Genomic DNA, 19,401 nt, shown 5'->3' with positions numbered 1-19,401 from the left:
AATGATATTGTCTGCAAAAATATACTTAATTTAAAAATTCAGCAAGTAAATGAGCATAGAAATGCGAATGTTGATAACTTTTTGAGGATTATTTTTGTTTATAACCCAGGAGGTAGTAATTTTATGCCTTCAAATTAACTACTTATCATTATGCAGGATTTCGTTCATTTACATGTCCATACTCAATATTCTTTGTTGGATGGTCAGGCTAGTGTAGCTCGTCTGGTCGATAAAGCCATGAAGAATGGGATGAAGGGTATTGCCGTGACCGATCATGGGAATATGTTCGGTATCAAGGAATTTACGAACTACGTCAATAAAAAGAACAGTGGTCCGAAAGGTGAAGTCAAGGATCTGAAGAAGCGAATTGCAGGAATTGAGGCCGGCACGATAGAGTGCGAGGATAAGGAGGCGGAGATTGCTGCTTGCAAAGCTAAGATTGTGGAAGCGGAAAACAAACTATTCAAACCGATTATCGGTTGTGAAATGTATGTGGCACGCCGCACCATGGACCTGAAAGAAGGCAAGCCCGACCAGAGTGGTTATCACCTGATCGTATTGGCTAAGAATGAAACAGGTTATCACAACCTTATCAAATTAGTATCGCACGCGTGGACGCGTGGTTATTATATGCGTCCGCGTACTGACCGTAGCGAACTGGAGAAATATCACGAAGGACTTATTGTCTGTTCGGCCTGTCTTGGTGGTGAGGTGCCGAAACGGATTACTGCCGGACAATTTGCAGAAGCCGAAGAAGCAATACAATGGTATAAGAACTTGTTTGGGGATGACTACTATTTGGAATTACAACGCCATAAAGCGACTGTCCCCCGTGCCAATCACGAGTGTTATCCGTTACAGGTGAATGTGAATAAGCATCTGATAGAGTATGCTAAGAAATTCAATATCAAACTGATTTGTACGAATGACGTTCACTTTGTAGATGAAGAGAATGCGGAAGCGCACGACCGTTTGATCTGTTTGAGTACCGGTAAGGATTTGGATGATCCTACCCGTATGCTTTATACCAAACAGGAATGGATGAAAACACGCGAAGAGATGAATGAACTCTTCGCTGACGTGCCCGAAGCATTGAGCAATACATTGGAGATTCTTGACAAGGTAGAATATTACTCTATCGATCATGCACCTATCATGCCTACTTTTGCTATTCCGGAAGATTTCGGAACGGAGGAAGGCTATCGGGCGAAGTTTACAGAAAAAGACTTGTTCGACGAGTTTACTCAGGATGAACATGGCAATGTGGTATTGAGTGAAGAGGATGCGAAAGCGAAAATCAAACGTTTGGGTGGCTATGATAAACTCTATCGTATTAAACTTGAAGGAGACTATCTGGCAAAACTAGCTTTTGACGGAGCTAAGAGAATTTATGGCGAACCTCTGACGGAAGAAGTCGAAGAACGAATGAATTTTGAGTTGTACATCATGAAAACAATGGGTTTCCCCGGTTACTTCTTGATTGTACAGGACTTTATCAATGCCGCACGTAAGGAACTGGGTGTATCGGTTGGTCCGGGACGTGGCTCGGCTGCCGGTTCGGCGGTGGCTTATTGTCTGGGTATTACGAAGATAGATCCTATCCAATATGATTTGCTGTTTGAGCGTTTCTTGAATCCGGACCGTATTTCCTTGCCTGATATCGATGTGGACTTTGATGATGACGGTCGTGGTGAGGTGCTTCGTTGGGTGACGAATAAATATGGTCAGGAAAAGGTGGCGCATATTATTACGTATGGTACCATGGCGACAAAGATGGCTATCAAGGATGTTGCACGTGTGCAAAAGTTGCCTTTGTCGGAATCAGACCGTTTGTGTAAATTGGTTCCTGACAAGATTCCTGACAAGAAACTGAATTTGCCGAATGCCATTGCTTATGTTCCCGAATTGCAAGCAGCAGAAGCGTCATCTGATCCACTGTTGCGGGATACGATCAAGTATGCCAAAATGCTCGAAGGCAACGTACGTGGTACGGGTGTGCATGCCTGCGGTACGATTATCTGTCGTGACGATATCACCGACTGGGTACCTGTCAGCACTGCTGATGATAAGGAAACAGGTGAAAAGATGCTTGTCACTCAATATGAAGGTTCGGTCATTGAAGATACCGGATTGATTAAGATGGACTTCCTCGGTCTGAAAACCTTGTCTATCATTAAAGAGGCCGTTGAAAATATCCGTTTAAGTCGTAATATTGAGGTGGATGTCGATGCGATCGATATCTCTGATCCGGCTACTTATAAATTATATAGTGACGGACGTACAATTGGTACATTCCAGTTTGAATCTGCCGGTATGCAGAAGTATTTGCGTGAATTGCAGCCTTCTACATTCGAAGATTTGATTGCCATGAATGCCCTCTATCGTCCGGGACCGATGGATTATATACCTGATTTTATTGATCGTAAACATGGCCGCAAACCGATTGAGTATGATATTCCGGTAATGGAGAAATACTTGAAGGATACGTATGGGATTACGGTCTATCAAGAACAGGTGATGCTTTTGTCGCGCTTATTGGCCGATTTTACCCGTGGTGAGTCTGATGCGCTTCGTAAAGCGATGGGTAAGAAGTTGCGTGACAAGCTGGATCACATGAAACCTAAATTTATTGAAGGCGGAAGAAAGAACGGACATGACCCGAAAGTGCTTGAGAAGATTTGGACAGACTGGGAAAAGTTTGCGTCTTATGCTTTCAACAAGTCGCATGCTACGTGCTATTCGTGGGTAGCTTACCAGACAGCTTATCTGAAAGCGAATTATCCTTCTGAATACATGGCGGCTGTGATGAGTCGAAGTTTGTCTAACATTACCGATATCACGAAACTGATGGACGAATGTAAAGCAATGGGTATTCAGACACTGGGGCCGGATGTGAATGAAAGTAACCTGAAGTTTACCGTAAACCATGATGGCGATATTCGTTTTGGACTTGGAGCTGTCAAAGGTGTAGGTGAAGCTGCCGTGCAAAGTATTATGGAAGAACGCAGGCTGAATGGTCCTTTCCTTGGAATCTTTGATTTTGTACAACGTGTCAACCTCAATGCCTGCAACAAGAAAAATATGGAATGTCTGGCATTAGCCGGAGGATTTGATAGTTTCCCGGAACTGAAACGGGAACAATATTTTGCTGTAAACTCTAAGGGGGAAGTGTTCCTGGAAACATTGATGCGTTATGGTAACCGTTATCAGGCAGATAAGGCGGCTGCCGTCAATTCCCTGTTCGGCGGCGAAAATGTTATTGATGTTGCAACTCCTGAAATACCTCAAGGGGTAGAACGTTGGAGTGATCTTGACCGTCTGAACCGTGAACGTGATTTGGTTGGTATCTATCTTTCCGCTCATCCGTTGGATGAATTCTCTATCGTATTAGAACATGTTTGCAATACACGTATGGCGGATTTGGAAGATAAAGCCGCACTTGTCGGTCGTGAAATAACGATGGGAGGGATTGTGACCAGTGTTCGTCGTGGAGTCAGCAAGAACGGAAATCCGTATGGTATCGCCAAGATCGAAGATTATTCAGGTTCTACCGAGATACCATTCTGGGGAAATGACTGGGTGACTTACCAGGGATATCTTAATGAAGGAACGTTCTTGTATATTAAGGCCCGCTGTCAGGCCAAGCAATGGCGGCAAGATGAGCTGGAAGTGAAAATCACCTCTATGGAACTTCTTCCCGACGTGAAAGAAGAACTGGTGCAGAAGATCACGATTATCATTCCCCTGTCTGTCTTGAACTCGGCTTTGGTCACTGAACTCGCTACTCTGACAAAGGAACATCCGGGAAATACGGAACTATACTTCAAGGTGACAGATGATGCTGATGTAACTCATATGTCGGTTGATTTGATTTCCCGTCCGGTTAGGCTTTCAGTAGGCCGGGATTTAATAACATATTTAAAGGAACGTCCCGAACTGGGATTTCATATAAATTGATTATATTTGTGGCGAGAATAAGCTAACAAAATAACATTTAATAATTAATACTTAAAAAAATGGCTTTAGAAATTACAGACAGCAACTATAAAGAGGTTCTTGCAGAAGGAAAACCGGTTGTTGTAGATTTTTGGGCTCCTTGGTGTGGCCCTTGCAAGATGGTGGCTCCTATCATTGAAGAATTGGCTGCGGAGTTTGAAGGACAAGTAATCATCGGTAAATGCGATGTAGATGAAAATGGCGATATGGCTGCCGAATATGGTATCCGTAATATTCCTACTGTATTGTTTTTCAAGAACGGTGAAATAGTAGACAAGCAGGTAGGTGCAGTTGCTAAACCGGTATTTGCGGAAAAAGTAAAGAAGCTTTTATAGTCGATAATACTTAATACCTATTACTTAATACTTAAATTACCATGGGACTGGAAGACGATTTTTTATTAGCAGATGCCGATGACGAAAAGACCATCGAGTTTATCAAAAACTATCTGCCTCAAGAACTGAAGGAAAAGTTCTCGGACGACGAATTGTATTATTTTCTCGATTTAATCGACGAGTATTACTCTGAAAGTGGCATTCTCGACGCTCAGCCTGATGAAGATGGTTATGTCAACATCGATTTGGAAGAGGTTGTGGCTTACATTGTAAAAGAAGCCAAAAAGGATGAAGTAGGAGAATATGATCCTGAAGAAGTCCTTTTTGTGGTTCAGGGAGAGATGGAATACGGAAACTCTCTGGGACAAGTGGACTAAACGACGTCCGGTCTCATTGTAGATAAAATTAAGATAAGGGGTGTGCTCTGTGAGTATACCCCTTTTTTGTGTGGTGTTTTTCTCAAACATTCTTATGCCTATGAGAAAAAGTTCTCACTACGATGAGAAAAAATACTCATTGCAATGAGAATTAATTCTCACTGTGGTGAGAATAATCCCTCGCCTGAATAGTTTGAAACGGCGTATTCTGGTTATATTTCCTCCAATGCATAATACTGATAATCGCGAAGTATAGTCTGAAGAAATTTTTCCTGATTACCGTCACGAGGAGTAATGGAAAGCAGTTCCTGTACTTTCTTAGCAAGTGCCATGATACGTCTTGCCCGGTCTTTCTCGCTGGATTCCAGTGTTCGGGTAATTACATTCACTTGTTCGAGTGATAAATCAGCCGATTGCGGATATACCGGATTATAATTCTGGGTAAGATAATCGAATTCATCCAGGCTGACATGTATCTTACGGTAGTTTTTCTCTTTAATCACCATCGTACCGGCAGCAAGATCCCCTAACCGTTGATTGTTTTTATTCAATAAAACGACCAGAAGCCCCAGCCCGCTTGTGATGGGACCATCAATGGGGAAAAGAATCCATCTTAACAGATAAGAGCCTATACTGGGAGTGGAACCGTCCACTTTTACAACACGGATATTGATAAGTTTCTTCCCGAAACTCTGTCCGTGATTGAACATTTCGCAAAGAAAAGAATAACCGAGAATCGGCAAATAAACGATACATAGGAAAAAGAATAAACTGAATCCTGACGGTAAACTTAATTCGGATAAGAGAGTGGCAGTGGACAAGATGTAAAGCCCGATCAGAAAATAATCGATGATTAAAGCCATCAGTCGTTCGCCGATACTGGCTGGCGTTTGGCTGATACGAACGAATTGTCCGGTTATTATCGTAGATTCTGCCATTTCAGGTTAAACATTTTTAGGATTCCGTTGCAAATATATCATAATTCTCTTATTTTTGCTTCCGGTTTCGGACAAAACTTATCTGAAATCTATTGAAAAGCATGAAAGAAGTAACGTTTATTCGTCGGAACATTGAAAAATGGAAGGAGACAGAGAAGGTTGTGGAGCGGGCGGCGAGTCTGTCTCCCGATCAACTAGCCGATGCATATACGGACTTGACAGCTGACTTGGCATTTGCTCAAACACATTTCCCGACTTCCCGTATTACTATTTATCTGAATAATCTGGCTTCGGCATTACATAACGAGATTTACCGGAATAAACGCGAGAAGTGGACACGCATTATTACCTTCTGGACACAGGAAGTGCCACGAACCATGCACGATGCACGCCGCGAATTACTGACCTCCTTTCTGATTTTTGTAGCCAGCGCATTAATCGGTGTATTATCAGCAGCGAATGATCCGGATTTTGTCCGGCTGATATTAGGAAACGGTTATGTAGATATGACACTTGATAATATAGCCAATGGTGAGCCCATGGCCGTGTATAACGGTTCTTCTGAAGTACCGATGTTTCTAGGCATTACGCTTAATAACGTGATGGTATCTTTCAACTGTTTTGCCATGGGATTGCTGACTAGTTTCGGCACAGGATATATGCTTCTTTCCAATGGCATCATGGTAGGAGCTTTTCAAACTTTCTTTTATCAACACGATTTGTTGTGGGAATCCAGTCTTGCCATCTGGCTGCACGGAACGCTTGAGATTTGGGCGATTATTGTGGCCGGTGCTGCCGGATTAGCTTTAGGCAACGGCTGGCTGTTTCCCAGCACCTATTCCCGACTGGAATCTTTCAGAAGAGGGGCGAAGCGAGGCTTGAAAATAGTGATTGGCACTGTCCCGGTATTCATTATGGCAGGCTTTATAGAAGGTTTTATTACCCGTCACACAGAACTTCCCGATATGTTGAGGCTTGGTGTGATACTCACTTCTCTGGCATTTATTATATTCTACTATATTTATTTACCAAATAGAAAAAAACATGGAATCACAGAAACCTAAGATTGCGATGTATGTGAAACGTCCTTTCGGTGAGAAGTTGAACGCTTCTTTTGATTTTATAAAAGAGAATTGGAAACAATTGTTTAAGTATTCAACTTATCTGATACTTCCTATATGCATCATTCAGGCTGCTAACTTTAGTGGTTTAATGGGAAGTATGACAGATCTTACTGCTATGCAGACTTCAGGAGGAATAGGTGAGAATCCATTGGCTGCTCTGGGACCCTCATTTGCATTGAATTATGCAGGAGTGATCTTCTTCTCATGCTTGGGAGGTTTGCTGCTGACTTCCCTGATTTATGCGATGGTACGATTGTACAATGAACGGGAAGAACGCCTGAATGGAATTGTATTTAGCGATATAAAATCGTTGCTGCTCCGTAATGTCAAGAGGCTGTTCCTGATGGGAATTGCTTGTGGTTTCTTGTTCTTCTTTGCGGTGATCCTTGTTGTTCTATTGGCTGTGTTAACACCTTTCACGCTCATTCTGACCATCCCGCTTTTATTCGCATTTATGGTACCTTTGGCATTAATGGCTCCCATCTACTTGTTTGAAGACATTTCGTTGGGCGAGGCATTTGCGAAAACATTCCGGCTAGGATTTGCTACGTGGGGCGGAGTCTTTCTGATATTACTGGTGATGGGGCTTATTGCCAGCGTATTGCAAGGAATCGTTTCTATACCCTGGTATGTGATCTATATTGTCAAAATGATCTTTACGATGAGTGATGGGGGGGCAACTTCTTCATCAGTCGGACTGAACTTCGCACAATATTTGTTCTCTATCCTGATGTTGTATGGTTCTTACTTGTCGGCTATATTCAGTATCGTCGGCTTGGTTTATCAGTACGGTCATGCATCGGAAGTGGTAGATAGCATAACGGTAGAAAGTGATATTGATAATTTTGACAAACTCTAAAACAGACCTCAACTAAATGAATCTCACTTCCCCGGCTGATACATTAGTCTGTGATACGGTGCAGATTGCCCTTTGGCAGTCTGATCCGGCATACAACTATAACCGTGAATTGATTACTCCGGAGATGAATGTCTTTGAGTGGATCAGCAGGCAGTTTGGGGAATTGATGCGTAAAATATTTGGCAGTCGTTTTGCTGAAGAGTATTCAGGGCTTATCCTGATATGTATTGCGATTTTTATTTTGCTGTTGATTGTTTGGTTTCTCTATCGGAAACGTCCCGAATTGTTTATGGTCTCTCGTAAGAATGCATTGCCTTATACGATTGAAGAGGATACAATTTACGGTGTGGATTTTCCGGGAGGTATTGCAGAGGCACTTTCCCGTCAGGATTACCGGGAAGCGGTACGTTTGCTTTATTTGCAAACTTTGAAACAACTTAGTGACGCAGAACGTATTGACTGGCAACTTTATAAAACACCTACCCAATATATTAATGAAGTACGGATGCCGGCATTCCGGCAACTGACCAATCATTTCTTGCGGGTGCGTTATGGTAACTTTGAGGCGACGGAAGAACTCTTCCTGACCATGCAGTCTCTACAGGGAGAAATAAAGAAAGGAGGCGTCTCATGAAAGGAAGCCGCTGGTTCATTATCTTTATTGCCGCCTTTCTATTTATCATGTTTGCAATAGAATATCATTTGCCGAAGAACTTTGTATGGAAGCCCACTTTCGGACATTATGATGAGCAACCTTTCGGATGCGCGATATTCGATAGTCTGTTGTCTTTTTCTTTGCCACAGGGCTACACCTTTTCGAAAAAAAGTCTCTATCAGTTGGAGCAGGAAGATACGACGCAGCGCAGAGGGGTATTGGTAATCTCTGATAATTTGAGATTGTCGGATGTTGATGTAAACGCTCTGTTGAAAATGGCGGAACGCGGAGATAAGATCATGCTGGTGAGTACCTTGTTTGGCAGATATCTGGAAGATACTTTGAGTTTCAGGTCTTATTATTCTTATTTCAGTCCGATGGCTTTGAAGAAATATGCAACTTCATTCTTATTAAAAGACAGTCTGTGTTGGGTGGGAGATTCGGCGGTTTATCCCCGTCAGACCTTTTATTTTTATCCCCAGTTGTGCTCTTCTTATTTTTGGGGAGATTCGCTTCCTGAAAGGGTGCTGGCACAAAAAGTCCTTGAGTCGAATGAATTTAAATACGAAACCGAGGCGGACTCACTGGTCACGGATAGTGTTACTTATATGCCTGTAGCGATGTCCCGTCAGTGGGGTAAAGGAGAGGTCATTTTAGTTTCCACTCCGTTGATTTTCACCAATTACGGTATATTGGATGGCAAGAATGCAACCTATATTTTCCGTCTGTTGTCACAGATGGGAAAACTGCCCATAGTTCGTACAGAGGGATACATGAAGGAGACGGCACAGGTGCAGCAATCGCCTTTCCGCTATCTTTTGGCACACCAGCCGCTTCGTTGGGCGTTATATCTGACAATGATTACCATCATACTCTTCATGATATTTACTGCGAAGAGACGGCAACGGGCTATCCCTGTTATTCAGGAACCGGCCAATAAATCTCTTGAATTTACCGAACTGATAGGTACACTTTACTTTCAAAAGAAAGATCATGCGGATCTGGTCCGAAAGAAGTTTTCCTATTTGGCCGAAGAACTTCGGAGGGAGATTCAGGTAGATATTGAAGAAGTGGAAGATGATGAACGCTCTTTCAACAGAATTGCCCGGAAAACAGGAATGGATATACAAGAGATTGCGGAACTGATCCGCGAAGTACGTCCGGTGATTTACGGAGGACGTACGATTGATGCGGATCAGATGAAAGTGTATATTGATAAAATGAATGAAATAATCAATCATATCTAAAGAAGAAATTTATGGAAGAGAATACAGAACAGCGAGTAGATTTAACTCTCTTTTCCGAGAAGATACAAGAGTTGAAAGACCGGATTGCTTGCGTCATAGTAGGACAGGAGCAGACTGTCGATTTGGTACTGACGGCTATTCTGGCGAATGGACACGTATTGATAGAAGGTGTTCCGGGTGTTGCTAAGACACTGTTGGCTCGTTTGACTGCCCGTCTGATTGATGCCGATTTCAGTCGTATCCAGTTTACTCCGGACTTAATGCCGAGTGATGTGTTAGGTACGACTGTGTTTAATATGAAGACCAATGGCTTTGATTTTCATCAGGGACCGATTTTTGCAGATATTGTATTGGTGGATGAAATCAACCGTGCTCCTGCCAAGACACAGGCCGCCTTGTTTGAGGTAATGGAAGAACGTCAGATCAGTATTGACGGAACTACTCATCGGATGGGAGATCTTTATACGATTCTGGCTACCCAGAATCCGGTAGAGCAGGAAGGAACATACAAACTTCCCGAAGCACAGCTCGACCGTTTCCTGATGAAGATAACAATGGATTATCCCTCATTAGAGGAAGAAGTGAACATTCTGGAACGTCATCATACTAATGCTGCATTGGTGAAGTTGGATGATATCACTCCCGCCATTACCAAAGAAGAAGTGCTGTCGCTCCGTGCTTTCATGAATCAGGTGTTTGTAGATCGAACGTTGCTTCAATACATCGCATTGATTGTGCAGCAGACCCGTACCAGTAAAGCCGTATATTTGGGAGCCTCTCCACGTGCATCTGTAGCTATGCTGCAATCGTCGAAAGCTTATGCCCTTTTGCAGGGACGTGATTTTGTGACACCGGAAGATATTAAGTTTGTAGCTCCCTATGTACTTCAGCACCGCCTGATCCTGACTGCGGAAGCTGAAATGGAAGGTTATTCTCCGGTGAAAGTGACACAACGTTTGATTGATAAAGTGGAAGTTCCGAAATAGTTGATAGTTGATAAATGATAGTTGATAGTTTATTGCTACAATCTAACCACAGTCTTTAATCTTTAATTTCTAATTAATCAGTTAATCAGTTGTTTTTAACTCGTCGTTTCTATATTGCCCTTGTCGTAGTTATCCTGTTATTGGGTAGCGGATACGTCTTTGCTCCGTTCTTTGTCATCGGGCAGTGGACTCTTTTTGTCCTGCTTCTGGTGGTACTGGCAGATGCATATTCTCTTTATCGCATTCGTGGAATCCGCGCTTTCCGTCAGTGTGCCGACCGCTTCTCCAATGGTGACGAAAATGAAGTGAGTATTCGGGTGGAAAGTAGTTATTCGCATCCTGTATCTTTAGAGATCATAGATGAGATTCCTTTTATCTTTCAGAAACGTGATGTTGACTTTCAGGTGAAGCTTGGAGCAAACGAGGGAAAAACAGTTACCTATCATCTTCGCCCTACTCATCGTGGTGTTTACTCTTTCGGTCATATCAGAGTTTTTGTGACCGGAAAAATCGGCTTTATATCCCGACGTTATACTTGTGCGGAACCTCTGGATATTAAAGTGTACCCGTCCTATTTGATGCTCCATCAATATGAATTGTTGGCAATAAGTGATAATCTGACTGAATTGGGAATAAAGCGTATTCGCCGGGTAGGACATCATACGGAGTTTGAGCAGATCAAAGAGTATGTAAAAGGTGATGATTACCGCACGATTAATTGGAAAGCAAGCGCCCGCCGACATGGACTTATGGTGAATGTATATCAGGACGAACGTTCCCAACAGATTTATAATGTGATAGATAAAGGTCGAGTGATGCAGCAAGCCTTCCGAGGGATGACTCTGTTGGATTATGCGATTAATGCTTCGCTGGTATTATCGTATGTTGCCATGCGGAAAGAAGATAAAGCCGGCTTAGTGACCTTTGATGAGCATTTCGATTCTTTTGTTCCTGCTTCTAAGCAACCGGGATATATGCAAACCTTGCTAGAGAATCTTTATAGTCAGCAGACCACTTTCGGAGAGACGGATTTCTCGGCTCTTTGTGTCCATTTGAACAAGCATGTCAGCAAACGTAGCTTGTTAGTACTATACACAAACTTTTCGAGTATAGGAGGTATGAACCGTCAATTATCTTATCTGAAACAATTAAACCGCCAGCATCGCTTGCTTGTAGTCTTTTTCGAAGATGTCGATCTGAAAGAATATATAGCTCAACCCGCAAAAGATACGGAAAGTTACTATCGTCACGTGATCGCAGAAAAGTTTGCTTACGAAAAGCGGCTGATTGTATCTACTTTGAAACAACATGGAATCTATTCCTTATTAACCACACCGGATAACCTTTCAATTGATGTGATTAATAAGTATCTGGAGATGAAGTCACGGCAACTATTGTAATATGAATATCAATAATAGTCAGACTTTTTATTCTTCTTTATTATTCCATAGAACTTATAATCCTATGGCTTTTCGTGTTTCCACAAAAAAGAATATAGCCATGCCGATAATGATAATCCCTAATATCCCATAGAAGAGTCGTGCCCGGTTGCGTCCTACGTTTCTGACAATGGTTTGCGCATTACGTGTTGTGAAGAACCAGTCCCAGTTAAGCAATGACGCCAGCAGGGAGACAGTTCCTGCCAGCGCAAAGATTCCTTGTACGATATATTGCCCGGTCATAGTTTAATCACTCTACTTCCGTCTTCCAATTCTTCAATTGTTACTTTTACGGCGTCACCCGGTAGTAATTCCTCCACCAGTTCCGGCCATTCGATAAAGCAGAGAGCACCACTGTAGAAATAGTCTTCGTATCCCATGTCGTACACTTCACTTAGTTTCTTGATGCGGTAAAAATCGAAGTGATAGATTAACTCCCCGGTTTCGTCCGAACGGTATTCGTTGACAATAGCAAAAGTAGGAGAACTGATAACATCCGCTACACCCAATTCTTCGCAGAGTGCTTTCACAAATGTGGTTTTACCGGCACCCATCTTTCCGTATAAAGCAAATACAGTGTTGTCGCCCATAGCAGCGATGAATTCCCGGGCTGCTTCATGGATCCTTTCCAGTGATTGAATTTTGATTTCCATATACTATATCTATTATGATGACTTTTTCCTGCAACAACTCTTTCCGATTTTGCAGACAGCATAAATCAGGATAGAGAAGAATATGATGGAAGCTCCCGAGGGGACTTTCCAATGATAAGAAATAAATAATCCGCCCAAGCATCCCAAGAAACCGATACCGATGGACAACCAGATGATTTTCTTGAAACTATAAGTGAAGAGGTTGGCCGTCATTTGTGGAATGGTGAGAAGAGATATGGCTAACACAATACCTACCATCCGCAGGCAGGCTACAATAGTCAATGCGATGAACATCATCAACACGTATTCGAATATCTCTACCGGAATCTTCTGCGAACGTGCAAATTCACGGTCAAAGGCAATATATACAATAGGACGGATAAACAGATAAAAGAATCCGGTCAGTATGAGTGCCAATATGCCGAGCATCCATAAGTCAATTTGATTGATGGTCAGGATATTCCCGAAAAGATAAGCTGATAAGTCTGGTGCAAATCCGGGTGACAAAAAGCTGAACATGATTCCGAGTGCCATTCCCAATGTCCAGAATACTGCAATGGCAGAGTCCTCGCGCATATCTTTCCGTCTGCTGAGCCACTCCACACCGAAGGCTGATAAAACCGAGAATACAGCTGCCGAGAGTATCGGGGAAATGCCGGCAAACAATCCTAACCCGATTCCTCCGAAAGAAGCATGAGTGATTCCTCCACTGATAAATACCAGGCGGCGGGTAACGATGTAGGTACCGATAATCCCACAGGCAATGCTTGCCAGCAGACTACCCAACAAGGCGTGTTGAAAGAATGTATATTGTAGTAAATCCAAGTAAATTAAAAATTAAAGATTAAAAATTAAAGACCGTGATTAGATGATAACAACAGGCCATCATCTCTCACCTATCATTTATCACCTATTACCTATTACCTCTCAACTTTCTCCGTTTCTTCTTTCTCCGATAATTAGAAAGACCTCGTCTTTGAGATCATCCGGCAGTTCGATGCCACGGAGTTGAAGACTACGCACCCATCCGGCCACTTCTACATCCAATGTTGTATACAGTACATCCCGAAACATATCTGTCTCTTCTTCCGTATATGCATTTCCAGGTCTGCCAATGAACTGGTCCAGCTCTTCATCATCGTAATATTCTATCTTTTTACTGACAGCAGCCAACAAACTATCCCGTTCGCATACTTCATGTTGGCCGCAGCATTCCACATCTACTTCCTTCACTTCCGGCATACGGTCCAGTTCGCCTTTCTCTATTTTCTTTTGTAGTCTTTTGTTGCGGATGATTCCGGCTATCAGCGCGATAATCCCCAGCAGTACCAGACTTATAATAAGTATCCACATGACAATATAACAGTTACAAATCAAATTTGTGCAAAGTTACTTATAAATTTGCATTCTATCATGTTAGGCTATCTATTTCTTTTCTTACTTTTGTATCTTACTAACCTAAAGTTCATACATGATGAAACAAAAGAAACTGTTATTTAGCTTGATAGGAGTATGCTTGTTATTAGGATTCTCTTCCTGTTCCAGTGAAGACAAAAGTGTGTTTGGGGACGACTTCGAGATTCCTGAATTGACAGATGCAAATACTATTCAATTCACGGTAGATGCTAGCGGTGAATGGAAGGTGATAGAAATGAATGCAGGTGGTGGACGAATTGCTATCGAATGGGGTGATGGACGATTACAAAAAATCGAACATCCCGATAATGCTTCGATTCAATACAGATATAAGCCTTCAAGGAGTTTCACGGTAAGGGTTTGGGCAGAGGAATTGACAGCTTTCAGTGTTAGTGGTGTGTTGATGCCGGTAAGTAATATGCATTTGGGGGATTTTCCCAGGATGAAGAGGATTGAATTAAATAGTATAAAAGAAAGCAGTTTCTTAGATTTGAATGCTTCCTGCCCTAATTTGGAATATATGAATATTGGAAATTGGGAGGGTTTGGAAGAATTACATTTTGATGAGTGTCTGAATCTGAAAACGGTACAGGTATACACTAATCCGAAATTGACTTCCATAAAATTGGGGCATTGTGAATTTTTGACCTCGTTGTATTGTATAGATAATGGAATAACTTCACTTTCATTGAAAAAGTTACCAGCATTACATACGGTAGAGTTAACCGGTACACCGCAGTTGTCGGCTTTGGAAATAGATGATGATAATATGATTAGTGTATTGCATATTGAAGGATGTGTATTTCGGAAACTGGACTTTTTGAACAAGTTAATGTCATTGACTGAATTATATTGTAGCTCTAACAAATTGACAGACCTTGATACATCTGGTAATAAAAAACTGTGGTATTTGGATTGTTATAATAATCAATTAAAGAGTTTGTCTATCCCAATGAATAATAATTTGAGAAAACTTGATTGCCGATATAACAAATTGGATAAAGATCAACTTAATAATATCTTTAATACTTTGCCAGATGTTACAGGGTATCCCGCTTATTATGATAAATGTGTGATTATGTACAAGAATAATCCGGGAGCGGCAGATTGTGATGAGACTATATTACAGAATAAACATTGGCGGGTGAATTGAACTTTGCCTTATCAATAAATGAAAAACGACTTAAGATATTTGAAGTATAATGAAGAGAAATTATTTACTATTAGCATTCCTGTTTGTTGGAAACATTACTTTTGCCCAATCTTCTATTGAGAGAGGGTTAAATACGATCAATCGTTCCTCCGCCGAGGCTACTATCAACTTTTTGGCAGGCGATGAGTTGCAAGGTCGTGAGGCAGGTTTTCACGGTTCACGTGTGACCTCGGAGTATATTGCCTCTTTATTGCAATGGATGGGAATCCCACCTTTGGCTGACAGTTATTTCCAGCCTTTTGATGCTTATCGCAAAGAACGCCAGAAAAAAGGGCGCCTGGAAGTACATCCTGATTCCATAGCTAAACTGAAACAGGAAGTCCATCAGAAGCTCTCTATGAGGAATGTATTGGGAATGATTCCTGGTAAAAACACGAAAGAATATGTGATTGTAGGGGCTCATTTCGATCATTTAGGCATCGATCCTGCACTCGACGGCGATCAAATATACAATGGTGCTGATGATAATGCTTCCGGTGTATCGGCAGTGTTGCAGATAGCGAGAGCCTTTCTTGCCAGTGGACAACAACCCGAAAGGAATGTAATCTTTGCCTTTTGGGATGGAGAAGAAAAAGGATTGCTAGGCTCTAAATATTTTGTACAAACTTGTCCTTTCTTGTCTCAAATAAAAGGGTATCTGAACTTTGACATGATTGGACGTAATAACAAACCTCAACAGCCTAAACATGTTGTCTATTTCTATACAGCTGCTCATCCGGCTTTTGGTGATTGGCTGAAAGAGGATATCAAAAAACACGGCTTACAGTTGGAACCGGATTATCGCGCCTGGGATCATCCGATAGGAGGAAGTGATAACGGTTCGTTTGCCAAAGTCAATATTCCGATCATCTGGTATCATACCGACGGGCATCCTGACTATCACCAGCCTTCCGATCATGCAGATCGATTGAATTGGGATAAAATAGTGGAAATTACCAAAGCATCTTTTCTCAATATGTGGAAGATGGCGAATGAGAAGTCATTTTAAGGAAACAGATAAAATACAATCCTGATAATGAACGGGAAAATGTGTCAGGATTGTACTTCTTATTTTTTGAGTATTCTTTTCAAGTAGTCGATATTTGGCAGATTCACAGTTTCAAAAACTCCTTTATAAAACAGGGCGAAGTTGTTGAAAACACAAGGCAATTGCTTTGCTTTTTCTAATGTGTCCACTTGAATGAAAGAAACAGGAACATTATTTGTTTCGCAATACTGTTTAATCATCTCAATGTATTGATAGATATAAGGGCATTGCATATCATAATAAACAGTCAGTTCTTCGCTTTCTATTTTTAGCCTTTTAGCATTTGGAGTGAATTTCGGGGTTGTCCCATCAAAAGAAAGGGCAAGCAATTCATATCCATTATCGGTAGTGTCAACCACCTCAAAGCCGAACTTCTTTGCAAATGATTGGTCTGAAAGCCAATTCTTCTGTTTTCTTGCTCCAAGCATACAAATGCCGGATTTACCTTTTTCTTTAGCATCAGTTATACAGTACTCCATCAACGAACTTCCATATCCATTTCCTCTGGGATTACCTAAAACCCACAAACAATAGAGGTAATAGTAGTTGTCTCCCATTATCGGAATCCAGGCTTTTTCAAGAGGAGCATATTCAATAAAGACCGTAGCTTTTGCATTTAACTTTCTAAAAACATGGCCTTCCTTCAGCCGGTCGGAAAGCCATTGTCGTTTTGCTTCAATGCCCGGATGAGATTTCCTGCTGCGGATAATGCAGCATAAATGCTCATTGGAAAGATTTTCTGCTGTTAAGTTTACGAAATCAGTATTCATATGCACCTTCGTTTCAAGTTAGATATTATCAATCGGCTAGTGTGGTAATTGTAATATTCAATTGGCACGGTTGACAAACAATTAAGTACAAATGTAGTGAATTTATGCGGATTATCTCTGTTGGAAGAGCCTAGAAATCACAAAGGATGATTTCGTATATCCGGTGAAGGGGCAGGGAGCCATCCTAATGTAAAACTTCATTGCCTTACTTAGGATTCGATTGACCGCAGTTCTACCTAATCTAAAGTGAGACAATGAAGCTGAAAAAATAAAAAGATAACAGGTATATAATAGTAAGGTCGATATATTTGTAAATTCAATGAGCTTGTTCTTTTATCTTTTTATTATTCTACAGGCTGTGCGCCGGTATCGCCTTCAATTTTCCAGCCCGGATTCTGATAAACGACTGAACTTGTAAAGTCGTTCTTATCCGAGGCTGTCTGACGAAATACAGCCATACCTATCGGATCCAGATAATGAGCCGGTGTGAAGAGGAAACCATTCTGCCCGGCAATCAGATTATTCTTCGTGATTTTTTCGTAAGGAAGAATATATTTGCTTAAATCTGGCGAGGACATATTACCTTCTGCCGGGTCTACTTTGCATAAATCTGCCAGTTGTGTTTCATATTTGCTTCCCCAGTATAGCATACCTTCTATACGGTAAGGTTTGGACACCAACTGGTCGCATGCACGCCAACGTTTCAAATCTTCCCAACGCAAAGCTTCTGCACAAAGTTCGTTGCGGCGTTCACGGCGGATATTATATAATGTTGCATCTATTAATTGTCCATGAGAATAAGCACCGAAATCGCCTTTAGCCTCTTCACTCATTTGTGTTGCAGCGATTGTTTTATTATAGTCTTCGTCCACTTTGGCGCGTCGGCGTAAAGCTTTCCAATATCCATCGGCTGTTCCGTCAATTCTACCATTTTTCTCGTATGAGGCTTCCATATAAATTAGCATCGCTTCTGCTGCACGGAAAACGATCCCACCTGATGTTCCTGCATTGTGATCATTTGCCATGTGGCTTGAATAGTGCTTGCCTTTTTTGATGATAAATCCAGTTGTTGCCAAACTTCCTTTATCACCATAAATGAAGCGGATTGAGCAATAGCTGGGAGCTCCGTCATTTCCGTAATAATTCACGTCACCTTCGTTTTCGGTGTTGGCATCGCCCGGCTTTTTGGTAAAGATAACAATGCGGGAATCGCGATTCTGCAAAGTAGAGTTTACTCCTTCTTTTTCCCACTCGGAATCATAGCCGGAACCAGCTGCATAGATAGGAAGACCATTGCGCATCAGGAAAGAATTGATCATGCCACGAGTCCATCCGGAACCACCGCCATTGCGCTCCAGCTCCATTTGCAAATTACTGGTTACTAATCCTTCCTTGAATTGTTTCCACATTAATATTTCATCATATCCTTCCATGTTTTCATCGCAGAACATGGTGTAATAAGGATTGATGGAAACCAGACTGGTATTCATACCTTCGGGGGTATCGGTATTATCTGCCAGTTTTCCGACGATATAGTCGCCTACTACTTTTGATGATTTCATTGCTTCATCAAGAAAATAAGCTACTTCTGTATCAATATTAAAACCGCTTATATCTGCGGGATTACCCGGCCATCCTTTTCCACCGGGTACGAAAGCGGTTCCTTTGTGATACTTTTCCCAAGTTGCTTCGAAGAGGGCAACGCGTGCACGTAGCAAGTGGGCTACGTTTTTGCTGATGCGATTCTTTCCACCGGGACCTTTGTCAAGCAATAATTCTGTTGCTTTTTGCAAATCGTCCAGAATGAAGCGTGCCACCTTATTACGTGGTTGGCGCTTGCTGGATTCCACCAAAGTTTCTTCTATGTCGGGCAAAGCAGTAGTGATGATAGGTAAATCTCCCAAAGAAACCAGTAATTTATAATAATTATATGCCCGAATCACATACATTTCTCCGATGTAATGTTTCACGTTATCTTGATTGCCGGTAATGATACCTGCTTCGAATTTTGGCAAAGTGTTGTCAAAGAAATAATTGCAAGCTCGTATTTTGCTCCAGTCCCATTCGCCTTCGCCTGACGGTACTTTCTTTTGGCCGGGTATCCAGAATGCTGGTGAGCCATCACTGGCTTGATTATCGGTATCATTATCTTTGCCGAAGAAATTAATGCCATACGCATCAGTCACTGTTTCAAATGGGTAAGCATTGATAGTGTATGCAGCCAGATCACTCTCGGATGCAAAATATTTTTCAGGAATTACTTTATCCAGTGGTTCCCTGTCGAGAAAATCATTACAACCGGTCAGTCCGGTCAACAGCAATGTCCCTATTGTCAAAAGTTTGATATGTTTTTTCATAATCGTTTA

Annotated in this window: 18 protein-coding genes; 11 read left to right on the top strand and 7 right to left on the bottom strand. The window is 41.8% G+C overall.

Annotated elements, in window-relative coordinates; all coding sequences use genetic code 11:
- Positions 1 to 150 precede the first annotated feature (150 nt).
- Genes dnaE through AB3G73_RS11925 form a run of 3 tightly spaced genes read left to right on the top strand, consistent with a single transcriptional unit; the run spans position 151 to position 4,708 of the window.
- Entirely contained in the window at positions 151 to 3,957 is a 3,807-nt protein-coding gene (gene dnaE / locus AB3G73_RS11935; RefSeq protein WP_195649158.1) for a DNA polymerase III subunit alpha, read from the top strand.
- Between the two features lie 59 nt (positions 3,958 to 4,016).
- Positions 4,017 to 4,331, top strand: coding sequence for a thioredoxin (trxA, locus tag AB3G73_RS11930; protein ID WP_004307938.1), 315 nt, complete (start codon positions 4,017 to 4,019; stop codon positions 4,329 to 4,331).
- Between the two features lie 41 nt (positions 4,332 to 4,372).
- Complete coding sequence (locus tag AB3G73_RS11925) at positions 4,373 to 4,708, top strand: hypothetical protein (protein ID WP_004307939.1); 336 nt, start codon at positions 4,373 to 4,375, stop codon at positions 4,706 to 4,708.
- Positions 4,709 to 4,920: 212 nt separating this feature from the next.
- On the opposite strand, the gene AB3G73_RS11920 is transcribed toward AB3G73_RS11925, so the two are convergent.
- On the bottom strand, positions 4,921 to 5,646 hold the full coding sequence (locus AB3G73_RS11920) for an RDD family protein (protein WP_367745017.1): 726 nt from the start codon (positions 5,644 to 5,646) through the stop codon (positions 4,921 to 4,923).
- 101 nt (positions 5,647 to 5,747) lie between these two features.
- On the opposite strand from AB3G73_RS11920, the gene AB3G73_RS11915 reads away from it, so the two are divergent.
- The 6 genes from AB3G73_RS11915 to AB3G73_RS11890 all read left to right on the top strand — a co-directional run bounded on the left by AB3G73_RS11915 (position 5,748) and on the right by AB3G73_RS11890 (position 11,917).
- Positions 5,748 to 6,710 (top strand): stage II sporulation protein M, encoded by a 963-nt coding sequence (locus tag AB3G73_RS11915; RefSeq protein ID WP_367745016.1) that lies wholly within the window; start codon positions 5,748 to 5,750, stop codon positions 6,708 to 6,710.
- Positions 6,691 to 7,629 carry a hypothetical protein gene (locus AB3G73_RS11910; RefSeq protein ID WP_148365246.1) on the top strand — a complete coding sequence of 313 codons (939 nt, stop codon included), beginning with the start codon at positions 6,691 to 6,693 and terminating at the stop codon, positions 7,627 to 7,629. Before AB3G73_RS11915 ends, AB3G73_RS11910 begins: the two co-directional genes overlap by 20 nt.
- Before the next feature lie 16 nt (positions 7,630 to 7,645).
- Positions 7,646 to 8,263, top strand: a complete 618-nt coding sequence (locus AB3G73_RS11905) for a DUF4129 domain-containing protein (protein WP_148365245.1) — start codon at positions 7,646 to 7,648, stop codon at positions 8,261 to 8,263.
- On the top strand, positions 8,260 to 9,531 hold the full coding sequence (locus AB3G73_RS11900) for a DUF4350 domain-containing protein (protein WP_234132406.1): 1,272 nt from the start codon (positions 8,260 to 8,262) through the stop codon (positions 9,529 to 9,531). The genes AB3G73_RS11905 and AB3G73_RS11900 overlap by 4 nt, the downstream gene beginning before the upstream one ends.
- Before the next feature lie 11 nt (positions 9,532 to 9,542).
- Positions 9,543 to 10,517 carry a MoxR family ATPase gene (locus tag AB3G73_RS11895; protein WP_148365243.1) on the top strand — a complete coding sequence of 325 codons (975 nt, stop codon included), beginning with the start codon at positions 9,543 to 9,545 and terminating at the stop codon, positions 10,515 to 10,517.
- A gap of 89 nt (positions 10,518 to 10,606) precedes the next feature.
- On the top strand, positions 10,607 to 11,917 hold the full coding sequence (locus tag AB3G73_RS11890; protein ID WP_258978275.1) for a DUF58 domain-containing protein: 1,311 nt from the start codon (positions 10,607 to 10,609) through the stop codon (positions 11,915 to 11,917).
- Positions 11,918 to 11,971: 54 nt separating this feature from the next.
- Here the strand turns inward: AB3G73_RS11890 and AB3G73_RS11885 are convergent, their stop codons facing one another.
- The 4 genes from AB3G73_RS11885 to AB3G73_RS11870 form a co-directional block, all read right to left on the bottom strand.
- Complete coding sequence (locus tag AB3G73_RS11885; RefSeq protein ID WP_117934321.1) at positions 11,972 to 12,199, bottom strand: immunity 17 family protein; 228 nt, start codon at positions 12,197 to 12,199, stop codon at positions 11,972 to 11,974.
- A complete protein-coding gene (tsaE, locus tag AB3G73_RS11880; protein ID WP_195649156.1) occupies positions 12,196 to 12,609 on the bottom strand; it encodes a tRNA (adenosine(37)-N6)-threonylcarbamoyltransferase complex ATPase subunit type 1 TsaE in 414 nt (137 codons plus the stop codon). The genes AB3G73_RS11885 and tsaE overlap by 4 nt, the downstream gene beginning before the upstream one ends.
- A 12-nt stretch (positions 12,610 to 12,621) precedes the next feature.
- Positions 12,622 to 13,434, bottom strand: a complete 813-nt coding sequence (locus AB3G73_RS11875; protein WP_007757858.1) for a metal ABC transporter permease — start codon at positions 13,432 to 13,434, stop codon at positions 12,622 to 12,624.
- Positions 13,435 to 13,536: 102 nt separating this feature from the next.
- The gene (locus AB3G73_RS11870) at positions 13,537 to 13,962 is read right to left on the bottom strand and encodes a phospholipase (RefSeq protein WP_259021502.1); all 426 of its coding nucleotides are present in this window, start codon (positions 13,960 to 13,962) and stop codon (positions 13,537 to 13,539) included.
- Positions 13,963 to 14,080: 118 nt separating this feature from the next.
- Between AB3G73_RS11870 and AB3G73_RS11865 the strand changes: the two genes are divergently transcribed.
- Positions 14,081 to 15,178 carry a leucine-rich repeat domain-containing protein gene (locus AB3G73_RS11865; protein WP_321020071.1) on the top strand — a complete coding sequence of 366 codons (1,098 nt, stop codon included), beginning with the start codon at positions 14,081 to 14,083 and terminating at the stop codon, positions 15,176 to 15,178.
- Positions 15,179 to 15,227: 49 nt separating this feature from the next.
- Positions 15,228 to 16,226: a M20/M25/M40 family metallo-hydrolase gene (locus AB3G73_RS11860; RefSeq protein WP_320983120.1), complete on the top strand. Its 999-nt coding sequence runs from the start codon at positions 15,228 to 15,230 to the stop codon at positions 16,224 to 16,226.
- A 59-nt stretch (positions 16,227 to 16,285) separates the two neighbouring features.
- Here AB3G73_RS11860 and AB3G73_RS11855 read toward each other — a convergent pair whose 3' ends face one another.
- On the bottom strand, positions 16,286 to 17,035 hold the full coding sequence (locus AB3G73_RS11855) for a GNAT family N-acetyltransferase (RefSeq protein ID WP_234132412.1): 750 nt from the start codon (positions 17,033 to 17,035) through the stop codon (positions 16,286 to 16,288).
- Between the two features lie 344 nt (positions 17,036 to 17,379).
- The gene (locus AB3G73_RS11850; protein ID WP_195649152.1) at positions 17,380 to 19,392 is read right to left on the bottom strand and encodes a RagB/SusD family nutrient uptake outer membrane protein; all 2,013 of its coding nucleotides are present in this window, start codon (positions 19,390 to 19,392) and stop codon (positions 17,380 to 17,382) included.
- Positions 19,393 to 19,401 lie beyond the last annotated feature (9 nt).

This window comes from Bacteroides sp. L008, assembly GCF_040812255.1.
In the GTDB taxonomy this organism is placed as follows: Bacteria; Bacteroidota; Bacteroidia; order Bacteroidales; family Bacteroidaceae; genus Bacteroides; species Bacteroides vicugnae.
The sequence above is the reverse complement of the archived record's forward strand: the minus strand, read 5'-3'. Positions and strand labels throughout refer to the sequence as shown.

Excerpts from the sequence above, each read along its gene's own strand:
- dnaE (WP_195649158.1), top strand. The coding sequence starts at position 151 with ATGCAGGATTTCGTTCATTTACATGTCCATACTCAATATTCTTTGTTG.
- trxA (WP_004307938.1), top strand. The coding sequence starts at position 4,017 with ATGGCTTTAGAAATTACAGACAGCAACTATAAAGAGGTTCTTGCAGAA.
- AB3G73_RS11920 (WP_367745017.1), bottom strand. The coding sequence starts at position 5,646 with ATGGCAGAATCTACGATAATAACCGGACAATTCGTTCGTATCAGCCAA.
- AB3G73_RS11855 (WP_234132412.1), bottom strand. The coding sequence starts at position 17,035 with ATGAATACTGATTTCGTAAACTTAACAGCAGAAAATCTTTCCAATGAG.
- AB3G73_RS11915 (WP_367745016.1), top strand. The coding sequence starts at position 5,748 with ATGAAAGAAGTAACGTTTATTCGTCGGAACATTGAAAAATGGAAGGAG.
- AB3G73_RS11870 (WP_259021502.1), bottom strand. The coding sequence starts at position 13,962 with ATGTGGATACTTATTATAAGTCTGGTACTGCTGGGGATTATCGCGCTG.
- tsaE (WP_195649156.1), bottom strand. The coding sequence starts at position 12,609 with ATGGAAATCAAAATTCAATCACTGGAAAGGATCCATGAAGCAGCCCGG.
- AB3G73_RS11860 (WP_320983120.1), top strand. The coding sequence starts at position 15,228 with ATGAAGAGAAATTATTTACTATTAGCATTCCTGTTTGTTGGAAACATT.
- AB3G73_RS11905 (WP_148365245.1), top strand. The coding sequence starts at position 7,646 with ATGAATCTCACTTCCCCGGCTGATACATTAGTCTGTGATACGGTGCAG.
- AB3G73_RS11850 (WP_195649152.1), bottom strand. The coding sequence starts at position 19,392 with ATGAAAAAACATATCAAACTTTTGACAATAGGGACATTGCTGTTGACC.
- AB3G73_RS11885 (WP_117934321.1), bottom strand. The coding sequence starts at position 12,199 with ATGACCGGGCAATATATCGTACAAGGAATCTTTGCGCTGGCAGGAACT.
- AB3G73_RS11910 (WP_148365246.1), top strand. The coding sequence starts at position 6,691 with ATGGAATCACAGAAACCTAAGATTGCGATGTATGTGAAACGTCCTTTC.
- AB3G73_RS11895 (WP_148365243.1), top strand. The coding sequence starts at position 9,543 with ATGGAAGAGAATACAGAACAGCGAGTAGATTTAACTCTCTTTTCCGAG.
- AB3G73_RS11925 (WP_004307939.1), top strand. The coding sequence starts at position 4,373 with ATGGGACTGGAAGACGATTTTTTATTAGCAGATGCCGATGACGAAAAG.
- AB3G73_RS11865 (WP_321020071.1), top strand. The coding sequence starts at position 14,081 with ATGATGAAACAAAAGAAACTGTTATTTAGCTTGATAGGAGTATGCTTG.
- AB3G73_RS11900 (WP_234132406.1), top strand. The coding sequence starts at position 8,260 with ATGAAAGGAAGCCGCTGGTTCATTATCTTTATTGCCGCCTTTCTATTT.